The organism is Maribacter sp. 2-571, from assembly GCF_050589625.1.
GTDB lineage: Bacteria > Bacteroidota > Bacteroidia > Flavobacteriales > Flavobacteriaceae > Pelagihabitans.
In genome coordinates this window covers 75,716-88,967 of sequence record NZ_JBNGOP010000010.1, presented here as the reverse complement: position 1 = coordinate 88,967, position 13,252 = coordinate 75,716, and the positions used below count along the sequence as shown (strand labels likewise).

11 protein-coding genes are annotated in these 13,252 nt (G+C 45.8%); 3 read left to right on the top strand and 8 right to left on the bottom strand.

Going from position 1 to position 13,252, the window contains the following annotated elements:
- Positions 1–14: 14 nt before the first annotated feature.
- The 3 genes from ACRD7P_RS09180 to yiaA form a co-directional block, all read right to left on the bottom strand.
- Positions 15–449 (bottom strand): hypothetical protein, encoded by a 435-nt coding sequence (locus tag ACRD7P_RS09180; protein WP_430907253.1) that lies wholly within the window; start codon positions 447–449, stop codon positions 15–17.
- 136 nt (positions 450–585) lie between these two features.
- Complete coding sequence (locus ACRD7P_RS09175; RefSeq protein WP_430907252.1) at positions 586–1,590, bottom strand: CAP domain-containing protein; 1,005 nt, start codon at positions 1,588–1,590, stop codon at positions 586–588.
- A 191-nt stretch (positions 1,591–1,781) separates the two neighbouring features.
- Positions 1,782–2,240 (bottom strand): inner membrane protein YiaA, encoded by a 459-nt coding sequence (gene yiaA, locus ACRD7P_RS09170; protein WP_430907251.1) that lies wholly within the window; start codon positions 2,238–2,240, stop codon positions 1,782–1,784.
- Between the two features lie 155 nt (positions 2,241–2,395).
- On the opposite strand from yiaA, the gene ACRD7P_RS09165 reads away from it, so the two are divergent.
- Positions 2,396–3,868, top strand: a complete 1,473-nt coding sequence (locus ACRD7P_RS09165; protein WP_430907250.1) for a hypothetical protein — start codon at positions 2,396–2,398, stop codon at positions 3,866–3,868.
- A 56-nt stretch (positions 3,869–3,924) separates the two neighbouring features.
- Here the strand turns inward: ACRD7P_RS09165 and ACRD7P_RS09160 are convergent, their stop codons facing one another.
- Both ACRD7P_RS09160 and ACRD7P_RS09155 read right to left on the bottom strand, forming a co-directional pair.
- Positions 3,925–4,701: a DUF6503 family protein gene (locus ACRD7P_RS09160; RefSeq protein WP_430907249.1), complete on the bottom strand. Its 777-nt coding sequence runs from the start codon at positions 4,699–4,701 to the stop codon at positions 3,925–3,927.
- A 63-nt stretch (positions 4,702–4,764) separates the two neighbouring features.
- A complete protein-coding gene (locus tag ACRD7P_RS09155) occupies positions 4,765–7,008 on the bottom strand; it encodes an inorganic phosphate transporter (RefSeq protein ID WP_430907248.1) in 2,244 nt (747 codons plus the stop codon).
- A 352-nt stretch (positions 7,009–7,360) separates the two neighbouring features.
- Here ACRD7P_RS09155 and ACRD7P_RS09150 point away from each other — a divergent pair, with 352 nt between their 5' ends.
- Complete coding sequence (locus ACRD7P_RS09150) at positions 7,361–7,723, top strand: toxin-antitoxin system YwqK family antitoxin (protein WP_430907247.1); 363 nt, start codon at positions 7,361–7,363, stop codon at positions 7,721–7,723.
- A gap of 259 nt (positions 7,724–7,982) precedes the next feature.
- Here the strand turns inward: ACRD7P_RS09150 and ACRD7P_RS09145 are convergent, their stop codons facing one another.
- A complete protein-coding gene (locus ACRD7P_RS09145) occupies positions 7,983–8,381 on the bottom strand; it encodes a carboxypeptidase-like regulatory domain-containing protein (protein ID WP_430907246.1) in 399 nt (132 codons plus the stop codon).
- Positions 8,382–8,653: 272 nt separating this feature from the next.
- On the opposite strand from ACRD7P_RS09145, the gene dgt reads away from it, so the two are divergent.
- Positions 8,654–9,997, top strand: coding sequence for a dGTP triphosphohydrolase (gene dgt, locus ACRD7P_RS09140; protein ID WP_430907245.1), 1,344 nt, complete (start codon positions 8,654–8,656; stop codon positions 9,995–9,997).
- Positions 9,998–10,296: 299 nt separating this feature from the next.
- Here the strand turns inward: dgt and ACRD7P_RS09135 are convergent, their stop codons facing one another.
- Together ACRD7P_RS09135 and dxs are read right to left on the bottom strand one after the other, a co-directional pair.
- Positions 10,297–11,481: a DUF3078 domain-containing protein gene (locus ACRD7P_RS09135; RefSeq protein ID WP_430907244.1), complete on the bottom strand. Its 1,185-nt coding sequence runs from the start codon at positions 11,479–11,481 to the stop codon at positions 10,297–10,299.
- Entirely contained in the window at positions 11,462–13,246 is a 1,785-nt protein-coding gene (gene dxs / locus ACRD7P_RS09130) for a 1-deoxy-D-xylulose-5-phosphate synthase (protein WP_430907243.1), read from the bottom strand. Before dxs ends, ACRD7P_RS09135 begins: the two co-directional genes overlap by 20 nt.
- Positions 13,247–13,252 lie beyond the last annotated feature (6 nt).

The following is a 13,252-nucleotide window of genomic DNA, read 5'->3' as shown; positions in this document are numbered from 1 at the left end:
GACCGTATTAAAAGCTATCGCTCCGGTTCCGATGGCACCATCAGTCGATCTCCCAATAAGCGCTCTGCCCAATCAAAAGCTTCCTGAAGTTCATAAAACACCTGCACCGGCCCTTTAATAAAGTGCTTTTCCAAGCGGATCAGCCCCCTACGATAACGGTTATTGGAAACGACTCCAAAACCGACGAAATTCGGAAACTGGGCGATCAACTTTTTATGGCCTATAGGATTTGATGAATAGGAATGGACGCGGTGGGAAAGATATACTACGGGAACAGAATCCCCATAGACCTCACGTGCCATTTGAAGCGGGAGGGCCAGTTTTTCATGCGTCACATGCACCCCATCGTTAAACTCGCCTACGATAACATTGGAAAAGAACTGAAACTTCCCGATTTCCAATACTTTTTCGGCTATCAGCTTTTGTGGTTCGCCCCCTATATTTTTCATATACGCTTCCTGTTGAACGGGTTCAAAAATTACACCATAATCGATTTAAAGATCGGGACAAAAAATCAATGGTGCAAAGCTAAGACCAATGCAAGAAAACGTTTAAAAATACAGCTATAACCCCTAATAAAATCGTTTATCTACTGACGTCGAACAGGACGGTTTCATATTCAAAACTTTTTATTTCCCCTGAAACATCCACATTGCTTATACGAACGGTGTACGTAACATCGTCCGTAGCGCTGGTATTGATTCCTTCGGGGACCCAAACCAAGGTAGCATCGCCGAAACCGCCCGCCAAATCCTCTACGGTAAGCGCTATGTTTCCTCCATTGCTATCCTGCATGCTTACCTGGGCACCGCTAAAATCGGCGTTCCTTAGCGAGAATGACCACCTGGGGTATATGAGTTGTTTTGGAGCATATCCTGAAGGGGGCCATGAAATGAACTCCGGAGCGTCGACAGGAGCGGAACCCGCATTACCGATTACCCATATGGCGTTGGCTCCCGAGGTGTTTCCAATACCGATTTCCTGAAGTCTTGGCCATAGCAACCATCTTCGATGCCCGACCGGGCCATTGCTGCTCCCTGCGTCGCGAAGGTAGGAATCAATGGATTCCGAGTTTCTTGCGGTGGTCAACAGCGATTTTCCCGCAGCTTCGTTACCGTCGGCGGTATAGCATTTCCACGACTCCGGGGGGTTATGTTCCAAGGCATTGTTGGCGTCCATCATCAATGCTGCCCGTTGCGCCTTTTCGCTTTTAACAGCGCTTAGGGCAATGGTGTTATGGAGCCCTACCGCTTTTCTAAAATAGTTTAAACGGTTCATGATCTTATCAACGGTCGCTTGTGGTACGCTTCCGGGATCACAGGCAGGCTCGTCTCCCGTCCAAGCGACATCTCCCGATTCTGTTCTGGATGCGACATACAATGTTTCATATAAAGCCTTTGCTTCGTCTCGATTTGCATTGCCCTCCGCTACGGGCGTATTCGTTTCTTCGTTCGGATCCTGCGCTTCCTCCGTAACCAGAATACCATTTTCGTCTTCTGTAGTAGCGTCCTTTTCACATGCCGCCAATAGGATAAAAACGGCACAAAAAATCGCCCTGGTCATCGGAACCATATGCTTTTCTGTTTTCATAACTGCGAGATTTGGGGTTTTCCTTAAAACGGGATGCTTTATAAAAACGTGTAATTATTCGACCAACGGCATGCAGTTCATCGAAAAGCAGATCGGTATACCTCAAAAAGGCCGACAGCCATGAATACCAACTAAAAAACAGTTTTAAACATGCCTGTCGACGTACTACCTTTGAAATGGTATAAAAAGCCCTAAGAAGCGGCCTCCCTTTTTTCGATCAATTGAATATCGCGCGTGTTCTTTTGAACCGCAATAGCGGCAAAGAGACTCAACATAAACGACATGCCATAAAACCCTTTTTCGCTGAGTTCCAGATCCGCGTTCCAGAGGCCGACGGTCAGGAGTGTAATAGAGGCCAGGGTGGTAAACCAACTGATCCCATAGTACATATCACTTACGGGAACACCCTCTTGGCGGTCCCGAACGCTTTTTTGAACGGAAACTACGGAGAAAAGACCGAAGAGCAGAATGGTAAAATAATATCCCTTTTCGTTCAGCCACATGTCGGCGTTCCATAGACCGATACAGTATGATACCATACCCACCAATAGGGCGATCCACGATGCGGACACGAATGCATCGGTGGGCTTAAAATTAAAGTCCGGGTTATTTTTAAATTCTTTCTTTTCCTTTTGAATTGAATTTTCCATGTTTTTAGTTTTAACGGGTTCATTCGGTGACAAAGATGGCATCAAAACGGTGCCCCGTTAAATCAAAAAAATGAAAATACTTATGATTAAAAATGATAAAATTATTCATTAACCTTTATTTTTATGAACTTATCTATATAAATACTTACGATTTAATGAAGCAACTAATCGCCTTAATAGCAGTGCTTTCAAAGGAAGAACACCAAGAATTTGTGGCCTACCTTAAGCGAAAGAACCGTAGGGGCGACACCAAAAACGTATTGCTCTTTAAGCTTATTCTTGCTGGGGAAACCAATGCATTGGACCGTAAACTATACGGCACCCCATCAAAAAACGCTTTTCACGCGCTCTGCAAAAGATTACAGGACAGTCTATTGGATTTCATATCGGGTAAAAGTTTTTCTAAGGAGAATTCCGAAGAACTTGAAATCCTAAAACTGCTCTTGGCGAGTCGTATCTTTTTTGAACAAAAACAGTATTACATCGCTTTTAAAAGTCTATTGAAGGCTGAAAAAAGGGCAAAGCGCATCGCTGTTTACCCTATTTTAAACGAAGTTTATCACACCAAGATCCAATATGCCCATTTGAACCCTAGTTGGTCGTTAACCGCCATCATTCAAGAATCGGAGGCCAATCACGGGCTTTTCCAACAGGAGTATCAACTGAACCTGGCCTATGCGACCATCAAGGCCGAACTTAAAACGCCCGAAGGGAAATCGCTCCGCGAAATAATTGAGGATACTTTTGCCACGTTCCATATTGAATTGAACGATACCTTGGGCTATAAGGCGCTTTATCAGTTAATGGAAATCGTATCGACCGCGGCCAAACTCCAGAGCAATTACCATACGATAGCTCCTTTTATGGAACGGCTTTATGGCCTTATCGGCAAAAAAGGTTTGCTTGCCGATAAGCATCGGTACTACCATATCCATATCCTGAACTTGATGGCCATTACCCACTTTAGAAACAAGAAATTTTCCGAATCCCTACAACTGACCGCAAACATGGAAACGGAGATGATGAAAAACAATAGGGAGTTTTACAAAAGGTTCCATGAAAAGCTGACCGTTTTAAAAGCGTTGAACCGGACCTATACCGGGGCCTTGGACGATGCCCTGATGTTATTGGAAGCCTACCCACAACATTCGTTGGACCTTCAACTGCTGCACATGACCTGCCTTTTCCAAGGCGAACATTTTAACAAAGCGTACGCCTTGTTACGCTCCTTTCGCCATAGCGATGATTGGTATACCAAAAAGGTGGGTTGGCAATGGGTCATCAAAAAGAACATAATTGAGCTGTTGTTACTTATCGAATTGGATAAGTTGGATCTGGTGCTGCTACGGGCCGAACGTTTTAAACGTACTTTTTCCAAAAAGCTACGGCAACTGGGCGAGCAACGGGTACTGACCTTTGTACAATTGGCCCTCCGCTACTATGAAAACCCACGACTTATCCGTTCCGAGGGCTTTGAAAAAGAAGTAGGTGACTCCTTCGTTTGGTTGGGAAGGGATCGTGAGGATATTTTTGTAATGGGTTTTTATGCCTGGCTCAAAGCCAAGATGCAGGGAGCATCCCTATACGCCGTTACGCTTGATCTTGTTCGTTCGCAATCGGAACAATAATACCATTTCTACCTTAAAATCCCCCAAATAAAAAGCAAAAATGGTATAAGCTTCTGCTAATCCTTTCCTTCAGCGGAGGACAGCGCTTCTACTTGGGTCAACACATCGGTTCCCAAATGGGTATCGTCCTTGTTATAGTACCATTTTCTTGTTTTGGGGAGGTTCATTTCCAAAACCTTTTCAAAATCCGAGAGCAGTATGTATTCTCCATCCTTTGCCGCTTCTTCATGAAAAAATTGATATACCTCCATAGCGTAGGTATCGGGGTCGAAGTAAAAGTACCAGGTGTCGTTCCCTACGGTTTCATCGTAAGTGGCCTTCAACACCAAATACTCCTTTCCTTTAAAAGTACGGGTCCGTACCTCGGGATCGATTATCGTTCCCGCATCGGTCAACTTCATCGGGAGCCCATACAGGTAGGTATAGTAATTTTTTAAAAGCTGTGCCCTTTCGCAATCCAATTTATGTGCTATGGCCTCTTCTTCCGAAAAGCTAGTACTACCGTTCAGGCTTAGCGTACAGACACCCTTGTTCAAACTATGTTCCGTAAAATTGCCCTCCTTTGCCGTGCGAAGCTTGAAATATTCCTTTGGAGCGTCTATGGTAACGGTACTCATACGCTCCTTGCCATCTGGGGTGATCAGCTTGATCGATAACATTCCATAAAACGTGGGCCATGCCCCTTCCGGATCGTGGAACGCGATGGCTTTTTGCAACAGTTCGGCAGCCGTAAGTTCCGGTGTTTGCGCAAATGCAGGTGCCATCGTTAGCGTGTAGCACAATAGCATGCCTAAGTATAGGGTTTTTAAAGAACCTTTTTTGATAGGGGCCATTTGTAGTTTTTTTCGGGTGACCCGGTTGAATCCCGGACCGCTATGTCCAATTACAATATTTTGTTATGCTTCCGCATATTCGTTGTAAATCTCCAAAAGGTTCATTGTAGCCACCAGAAGGTCTTTGGTCTCGAGCAACAAACTAAAATAAAGTGCGGTATTCTTGGGGCTCGATTCGTCCGAACGGGTACGCTCGACCTGTTTCTGGATTTTCTGCTCTACCTTTTCAAAAAGGTTTTGATTGTCGGCAATGAGCGGCGTAAGCGCCGCGAATGATTTGTCACCGAACAAGGCTTCGATATCCCCAAAAAATTGTTCCATAAAGCCATCGGTTTCCTTAAGATCTTTGATCTGGTTGAAACGCAACTTCTTGTGGTTATTGTTTACATGCTTGTAACTGGCTTTAGAGATGTTCTCTACCGACTGCGTCATGTCCTGTAAATAGCCAAGTACGGTAATGTAAAAATTACTGGTGCCCACACTGGAATCGTCCAAGTTCTTAATAAAATAGAAAATATTGTCCCGTAGGCCTTCTACCTCGTTGTTGAGCTTTTGTATGCCCTTTCTACTCTTTTTAAGCCTGTCCGCATCGTGTTTTGCCAGTCCGTCGATGGTTTGGGTATATATTTTGTTGGCGCGCCGGATGGCCATCGAAATGTTTGCCGAACTCTCTTCGATCACACCGTTAATGGAGTTGCTTTCCGCTTTTTGCAGTTTCTCCTCCAACTTGGTCTCCTTTACTTTTTTGTTATGGGAAATGTAATTTTTACCGATCAATAAAAATGCTAGGATCAACAATATCACAATGGCCGCAAAACCCATTAGGTGTATAACGTAAGCGATAATGGCGGCGGCCACAAACGCACTAAATGCGGTAAAAAACCACCCGCCGATAACGTTCAATACCCCGGCGACCCTATAAACCGCACTTTCGGGACCCCAGGCCCTGTCGGCCAAAGAGGTGCCCATGGCCACCATAAAGGTGACATAGGTGGTGGACAAGGGAAGTTTCATACTGGTGGCCAACGATATCAGCACGCTGGCGACCATTAAGTTTACGGAGGCACGCACCAGATCAAAAGCGGGAAGGTCCTGCGACTTGCTCTTGGGTACATACACGTATGGTTTTTCGAACTGGGCGTCAATTTTCTTCGAAATGGAAATTGGTATAATACCGGCCAAATTTTCCGAGGCCTTTATGGTGTACTTCACTATTTGGCGGGAAAGAAAGTTGGGGCTGAACCGCTCATCTCCCTCATCTTGTCGGGAAAGGTCCACACTGGTCTTGACCACCGCTTTTGCCTTGGACGAAAACCATAAGGTGACCACCATGATCATCCCTGAGGCCAACAATAAATATTTGGGCGTATACACTGCTGCCGACAAGCCTTCCATGGTAAAATCCTGAGCAAGTTTTCCGGATGCGGTATATGCGTTGAACGATTCCATCGCGGCAAGGGGCACCCCTATAAAGTTGACCAAATCGTTGCCGGCGAACGCCATAGCCAAGGCAAAAGTGCCCAATACGATAATGACCTTATAAATATTAATTTTAAAGAAAACGGTCACCGACCATGAGAGCAGCGTCCAGAGCACAAAATTGCCCAATAGGAACAAGAACTGGTTCGTTGCCACCCAAACGGTAACCTCTTCCGGAAGTACTGCGGCACTTTTAAGGCCTTTTACCAAGATAAAGTATACGATCGCCGTTATGGCGAAACCGCCAAATACGGCACCTACCCATTTTGCTTTTTCGGTAAATTTAAAGGAGATCAGGACCCTGGTGATAAACTGGATAAGCGCGCCCACACTGAACGCGACCACTACCGATAATAGGATCCCCAGTATAATCTGTGTCGCCTTGTCCGTATTGATATAACCCGACAGTTCTTGAAAACCGCCCCCGTTGTCAAAAATCTTGACCAGGGAAATGGCCACGGCGGCGCCCAACAGTTCAAAAACGATGGAAACCGTAGTAGATGTCGGCATTCCCAAGGTATTGAAAAAGTCCAATAGTAGAATGTCCGTTATCATTACCGCCATAAAAATGATAATGATCTCGGCAAAAACAAATTCTCCGGGATTGAAAATACCTTTTCGGGCCACCTCCATCATACCACTGGAGGACATTGCGCCGAACGCAATACCAACACTGGCCACTATCATAATGGTTTTAAAGGAAATTGCCTTTGACCCTATTGCGGAATTCAAAAAATTAACGGCATCGTTACTGACCCCTACCACCAAGTCGGTTATCGCCAAGACCGCCAGCGCGACGACCATAAAAAAATATAGGTTCTCCCCCATTTATTTTAAATAAGCACAAATGTGCCATTATAATTTAGCAATGATGTTAAATTAAGGTTATGAAAATTCGACCCCAATCATCCCCTTCAAACCCATTAAATTCTTCAAACCCTTGGTTTACGGGCTATTCTTGACTGCTTGCCAAAAGAATACTTGAGCAAACGACAATAATTTGATTTTCCTTAAAATAGTTGCGTGCATGAAAGGCCTAAAATCAAAAAAATGCCACAAAAACAGGGGATACGCACAATATAAAGCGCTTAAAAACGTTTTCAATGTAAATTTAATGTAAACAAATGGTTCTTTAAACGTAAATTTTAGTACCTTTGAAGTATCGACTAAAGTTATAATGATGAAAAAAGTAATACTCATGACCGCCCTTTTGATGCTTAGCGCAGCAATGGGGTACGCTCAAAAAGATAGAGAAGCGAAGTTGAACAAGGAAACCAACCTGATCGAGGTGACCTATTTCCACGAAGATGGTAGTGTAAGACAACAAGGCACGTTCGATTTGGCGGGAAAACTGCATGGCGAGTGGGCCAGCTTTAACGAGAAAGGTGAAAAAATATCCTTAGGAACATATTACAAAGGCGCCCGTACCGGAACCTGGTACTTTTGGAACAATGGAAACCAAAAAGAGGTCGCTTTTGACAACAATACCATTGCAAGTGTCGTAGACACGAAAACGAAATCCCCCGTAGTTACCAAAGACTAATTGCCGGTACCAATTACCACCAAAAAAGCTCCATAACTTTTTAAAGTTGTGGAGCTTTTTGTATGAACTCGTTTAAACTTTTTCCATTTGCTAAAAAATCGCCCTTTTTCGTCCGTTCTTTGCCTTTTTTTCCTTTCGTAACCCTGCTATGCAACTCAAAAAAGCCTTCAAATGGCCAAAAAATGACTGATTTTCGCTTAAACGCAAAAAGTTTAAACGAGTTCAATGTCTTATTTTGTAATACCATGTTGAAATGGTATTAATCCTCTTGCTCCTCGGTAACGGGCGGCTTCATTGTTGTTTCGGAGGCCGTTACGGTTGCAATTCCCAGATCCTTCAAACGTAGCTGTTCCGGATTCATGTTCGTATCGATACGTACCGTATTGTCCGCGAGCACTTCCACTTCTACCTCCAGCGGTTCGTATCCTAAAAATGTCACTTCCAACACCTGTTTTCCCGTAGGCACGGCAAGCAATTCAAAATTTCCGTTGAAATTGGTCTGCGTGGCAGCATCGGTGCCTTTTACATGTACATCGGCGAACAAAAGCGCTTCCCCATTTGCGGCGGCATCGCCGATATGGCCTTTTACGATTCCCGTGCGCTGTGCAAACACCGTAAAGGAACCGAACAACAACACCATTAACAGAACATGCTTCATGCCTTTCTAATTTTTCTGCAAAGAAAAATGCATTAGGTTAAGTTATGGTTAAGTCGAGATTACGATACCATGTTCAAAAGGTTATGTTTTTGGTCGGCACCGAAGACCATGAAATACCTGGTTCAACAGCCATCGAACAGGGTGCGGACAATCATGCCCATACCATTTCAAAGTTCAAACGGTATTGCTTACTTCCCTCTCCGTAATCCGCCCCGTAGTTCCGGGTATTGGAAAATCCAAAAAATGTATCTTGCGAATCCTTAATACAACATATGGACTGGGAAACACTACTCTCCTTAAAAAGGCATGGCGATACGCATAAACGGCTCCGGAAAGAACAGGATGAGACCCGCTTGGGTTTCGAAGTAGATTATGATCGTATTATCTTCTCCGCGGCTTTTAGAAGCCTACAGGACAAAACGCAGGTGATCCCCTTATCCAAGACCGATTTTGTACATACCCGTTTGACCCATAGTTTGGAGGTTTCCGTAGTAGGACGCAGTATCGGGCGTAGTGCCGGAAAACAGCTATTGGAAAAGCATCCCCATTTGAAAACGGTGCATGGATACCGCTTTAACGATTTTGGCGCCATCGTCGCCGCGGCGGCCTTGGCACACGATATCGGCAATCCGCCTTTTGGCCATAGTGGGGAAAAAGCCATTGGTGAGTATTTTAAAACCGGGAACGGAAAACGTTTTCAGCGGCTTTTATCGGAAAAGGAATATCAGGACATTATCGATTTTGAAGGAAATGCCAATGGGTTCAAGTTATTGACGGCCTCAAAGGAAGGGGTTGCGGGCGGACTACGGCTCAGCTATGCAACCTTGGGCGCTTTTACCAAATACCCAAAGGAGTCCTTGCCCAAAAAGCCGACGCCACATATCGCGGACAAAAAATTCGGATTTTTTCAATCGGAAAAAGAAACCTTTCGGGACGTTGCCACAACCTTGGGGCTACGGGCGACACGAACGGGGAACGACCTTTCCTTTTCAAGGCACCCTTTGACCTTTTTAGTGGAAGCGGCCGACGATATCTGTTACACCATTATCGATTTTGAGGACGGCATCAACCTGGGACTGATTTCTGAAGACTATGCCCTGGAATACCTGATCAAACTGGTAAAAGACCGCATCAATACCAAAAAGTACAACTCCCTGGCCTACAAGGAAGACCGCCTGAGCTATTTGAGGGCCTTGGCCATCAATACCTTGATCAACGATGCCGTTCGCATTTTTATCGAGAACGAAGAAGCGATACTTGCCGGCGATTTTGAGGTGTCCTTATTGGACCAAAGCCGTTATAACGCCCAAATAACGGATATTATCGATCTTAGCGTCAACAACATCTACCAATCGCAGGAAGTGATCGAAAAGGAGATTGCCGGGTATAAGATCATCTCCGACATTTTGGAGGTGTATACCACGGCGCTGATGCGCTCCAAACAGGGAAAGGCATCGAACTATGACAAGTTGATGCTCCGCACCCTTCCGGCCTTCTACCAAAGAACGGAACTCCCGGATGCCGAAATATTGTTGAACACCTGCTGCTATGTGGCCAGCCTCTCGGATAGTGCCGCGGTACACATCCATAACAAAATAATGGGAAAACAGCTGTAATTCCAATAAACAAATGGTGTAATACCATTTCTGGTGTTAAATTACCCATTAAAAATTGTTCTTTTCCGTGTATGCTTCAAAATAAAATCTAACCATAGCTAAGGCTATGCTTGGATTTTCTTTTTCGCCTACAAAAAAAATCCCTGGTTTTTATTTGCGTAATTTAACACCAAAAATGGTATAACGGCCAGCAGTTTACGATCAGGACCTTGACCATCATTGGTCTTCACCCGAAACAACCGGGTGAGGTCACGTACAAAACTACCGTTGATGGGGTAAAGGGCTTTCGTGAGAACAACTCAAAAATTATACGATATGCCGACCCCGAGCAGCTGTTTAAATTGCAAACGGGGTTCTCCAGGATCGGTAATGGTACCATCGTCCGCTTTTACCTCATTGAACAGGATGTCGTCATCGTAAATGAGGTGGGTCCCTATCTGGGTAACAATATATTCGTTTACGCGGAGTTCTACGTTCAGTTCCCAATCGACATCGATGTTCCCAAAGCTTTGCAAATAATCGGTATACAGGTTCAATCGGTGCTTGATGCCCATATTCTTATACAACTGGGACTCCCAGCTATTCGTAATCAGGAAGCCGAGTTCCAGAAACAGGTTTTCCCCTTTTTCCAGAACGTTCCCCTCATCGTCCAGTACCGCCCTTTGTACCCCAAAGGCCCCCTTATCGGCCAATTCCTGATCGAGGACCAAGGTGGCCTTTTGGGTAATGGGCGAAATGTATAGGTTGAACCGCCGTTCCTTGGAAATATAGCTGGCCCCCGCACCAAGAAAAAAGTATCCGGGCGACAATGGTCTGGACACCGCATTCTCCCTATCGGGATATTTAAAACCGTCGGAGAATTGCGTATTAAATTTGGCCTTTGCCGAGTAGTACCAATTGCTGATCGTATCGCGACGGTACCCAAAGGTAGAACTTACCCGCAGGGCATCCTCGGTCTTTCGCAATTTTTGGCCCTCCTGTAGGTTTACACCATAGCGCATTTCCAAAAAGTTCTCCCAAGAAATGTATCGAAACTTGTAGTTCCTTTCGAAACGTGCATTGGCCAAGGCGGAAATGGATGTGGTTCCACCGGCATTCCAGTTTACAAAAGCCGTTTCACTTAGGGTAAGTCCCAACAAATTGATCTCTTGCCAAAAGGAAGGCACTTTAAATTTGTTGTATCCTTGGTCCAGCGGTTCCGTTTTTTTGATCGAAATCATAGTGGTGTTCAGGGTAACGCCCTTTTTCAGGTTCTCGATGCGCTGCTGTTCCCGTCGAATGACCAGGGTATCTACGATAACGGTATCGAGGGCCATGCTGTCCCTGCTTATGGTATCGGCCTTCCGAATCGGGGGAAGTGGTATAACAATAACGGAGTCGGCCTTTTTCGGGGCCGGTATCGAATCCTGCGCATTGCCAAGGGAAAAAACAAAAAGTCCCAACAATAGGGGACACATCCAATTTTTAACGGTTATCGCTCGCATCTAAAATACGTTTTAGGCTTGTTTGTATAGCCTGTTTATCCAATTGCACTGCCTTGTACAGTTCGTCGGTGGTACCATGCTCCAAAAAGGTGTCGGGCACTCCCAAGATCTCGATCGGCCGTGAATGGCCATTTTCATTGGCAAATTCCAACACGGCACTTCCAAAACCTCCGGACCTGCAACCGTCTTCCACCGTAACTACGGACGAATAGCGTTCAAAGATCCTTTGAAGCAACTGCTTATCCAAGGGTTTTACAAAGCGCATAGCATAATGTCCGATCCGCGAAACCTCTTTCAATTCGGCTATGGCATCGGCTACTACGTTTCCAATGTGCCCCAATGACAGTACGGCAACCTGGGTCCCTTCGTGTAAGGTCCTTGCCGAACCGATCTCAATTTTTTCAAAGGGAAGCCTCCATTCTTCCAATACGCCCCTGCCCCTAGGATATCGAATGGCAATAGGCAGATCAAGTCCCAGTTGTGCGGTGTACATGATGTTGCGCAGTTCGGTTTCGTTCCTTGGCGCAAAAATAATCAGGTTGGGAATACACCGCAAATAGGCGATATCGAAAACTCCATGGTGGGTGGCCCCGTCTTGCCCAACGATGCCCGCCCGATCCAAACAAAAGACCACGGGAAGCCTTTGCAACGCAACATCATGGATCACTTGGTCATAGGCGCGTTGTAAAAAGGTAGAATACACCGTACAGAACGGCACCATATTTTCGGCCGCGAGCCCGGCGGCCATGGTAACGGCATGCTGCTCCGCGATGCCTACATCAAAAGCACGTTCGGGAAATTCCTCCATCATGAACTTCAGGGAACTTCCCGTGGGCATGGCAGGGGTAATACCGATTATTTTTTCGTTTTTCCGGGCAAGGTCGACCAACGTATGCCCAAAAACATCCTGGTACTTTGTGGGCAAAAGGTCGCTTGTACTTGGCCGCAACTCTCCGGTATGCCGGTCAAATTTTCCCGGGGCATGGTACACCACTTGTTGTTCTTCCGCTTGCTTTAGGCCTTTACCCTTTGTAGTTATCACATGCAGCAATCGTGGCCCTTTTTGTTTTTTAAGCTGTTGCAACGCCTCAAGTACCGCTTTAAAATCGTGGCCGTCAATTGGTCCGGAATATGCAAAGTTTAGGCACTCAAAAATATTTTCGTCCTTGGCGGTCCCCTTTTTTACATTGGTCAGGTATTTCTTTAGGGCACCGACACTAGGATCTATTCCAATGGCATTGTCGTTCAGGATGATCAGCACGTTGGCCTTGGTGACCCCGGCGTGGTTGAGCCCTTCAAAGGCCATTCCACTGGCAATGGAAGCGTCGCCGATGACGGCGATATGCTCGCGGTCGGCATCCCCTTTTATCTGTGACGCGATTGCCATGCCCAAAATTGCGGAAATGGAGGTTGAGCTGTGGCCGGTACCAAACGCATCGTAAACGCTTTCGTCCCTTTTTGGAAAGCCGCTGATCCCGCCCCATTGCCGGTTGGTACCAAAAACCGCCTTTCTGCCCGTCAAAATCTTATGTCCGTATGCTTGGTGGCCCACATCCCAGATAAGAAGGTCGTTCGGGGTATCGAACACATAATGCAAGGCAATGGTCAGTTCTACCACTCCAAGGCTGGCCCCTAAATGCCCCTCCTTTGTCGCCACGATCTGAATGATAAACGCCCTCAATTCCTTGGCGAGTTCGGGTAACCTAGCCACGGAAAGCTTACGTAGATCGGCAGGGGAATCGATATGTTCCAGAATCGTTGACACCGTTTC